General features: G+C 63.0%; 2 protein-coding genes. One reads left to right on the top strand and one right to left on the bottom strand.

Going from position 1 to position 1,115, the window contains the following annotated elements; translation table 11 throughout:
* The first annotated feature begins 35 nt into the window (after nt 1-35).
* Nucleotides 36-221 carry a hypothetical protein gene (locus tag CEK66_RS14495; RefSeq protein ID WP_226978617.1) on the top strand — a complete coding sequence of 62 codons (186 nt, stop codon included), beginning with the start codon at nt 36-38 and terminating at the stop codon, nt 219-221.
* A gap of 13 nt (nt 222-234) precedes the next feature.
* Here the strand turns inward: CEK66_RS14495 and CEK66_RS14490 are convergent.
* Nucleotides 235-1,007, bottom strand: a protein-coding gene (locus CEK66_RS14490) for an IS5 family transposase (protein ID WP_255424703.1) whose coding sequence is annotated in 2 segments (ribosomal slippage) — nt 235-665 and nt 665-1,007 — 774 coding nt in all. Because the reading frame shifts where the segments join, the coding sequence is not laid out codon by codon here.
* Nucleotides 1,008-1,115 lie beyond the last annotated feature (108 nt).

The following is a 1,115-nucleotide window of genomic DNA, read 5'->3' as shown; positions in this document are numbered from 1 at the left end:
CTAACGGAGAAATGCGGGGGTGCAGGAGATTCCGAGTGAGTCACGGTGCAGAGAAGGCCACGGTGGGGGAGGTGCGGATGGATTACCGACGTACGCTCGGCGGCGCCGGCTCGGTCAAGATCGAACTGCAGCGCCGCGGCAACGGCTGCTGGGCGGTCAGCGACCTGATCGCGCCGGATGGACAATCGCTGTTCGCGCTGCTGACCGACGCGCAGGACTAGGCTGTATCGACATTCATTTCAGCCACATTGGGATAGAGGCCAGATACAGGAAAGCCAAGAAATGAGTTGGCTTGCGATCGAAGCGCGTGGCGATACGGCGGAACTGCTTGAGCTTGGCGAAGCAACGTTCGATGCGATTGCGTAACCGGTAGCGTGCTTTGTCGTAGCGGCGCGGCCGCTGGCAACTGCGTGGAGGGATCACCGCCTTGGCGCCTCGTGACCTGATCAACGCCACCAGTTCCCGACTGTCATAGCCCTTGTCGGCCAGCACATATTTCGGCTTGAACCCGGCCAACAAGGCGCGCGCCTGCGTGATGTCGTTACGCTGCCCACCTGTCAGCACGACCCGCACCGGCCGGCCCTGGCTATCCACGGCCAAGTGGATCTTTGTGCTCAGGCCTCCTCGCGAGCGCCCCAGAGCCGAGTCCGAAGCCCCCCTTTTCCGGTCGCCGCCTGTGCATGCGCCCGGACGATGCTGCTATCGATCATCAGGTACTCGTTGTCTCGAGCCCGAGTCAGGCTCTGGAAAATCCGCTCCCAGACGCCCTTGGCGGCCCAACGGGTAAAGCGTTTGTGCACGCTTTTGTAGGCCCCGTAGCGCGCCGGCAGATCACTCCAGCGTGCGCCGGAGCGCAACACCCACAGCACGCCATTGACGAAAGTCCGGTTGTCCGCTGCTGTGCGGCCCGGGTCACTGGCTTTGCCTGGAAGCAAGTCTTCGATCCGCTCCCATTGGCTCTGGGTCAATTCATAGCGGCTGGGCCGCGACGTGATGGTCTTCGACATCCCCAAAAAATACCGCTGAATGTCGATACAGCCTAGGACGCCACCACCGCCCGGCGCGGCCAGGACCAGCGCAGATTGACCGCCAGCGTCCCCAGCACGATCAGCGCC

It is taken from the genome of Xanthomonas sp. LMG 12460 (genome assembly GCF_009192895.1).
GTDB classification, from domain to species: Bacteria; Pseudomonadota; Gammaproteobacteria; order Xanthomonadales; family Xanthomonadaceae; genus Xanthomonas_A; species Xanthomonas_A sontii.
Note: the sequence above shows the minus strand (reverse complement) of the source record. Positions and strands in the feature narration are given on the sequence as shown.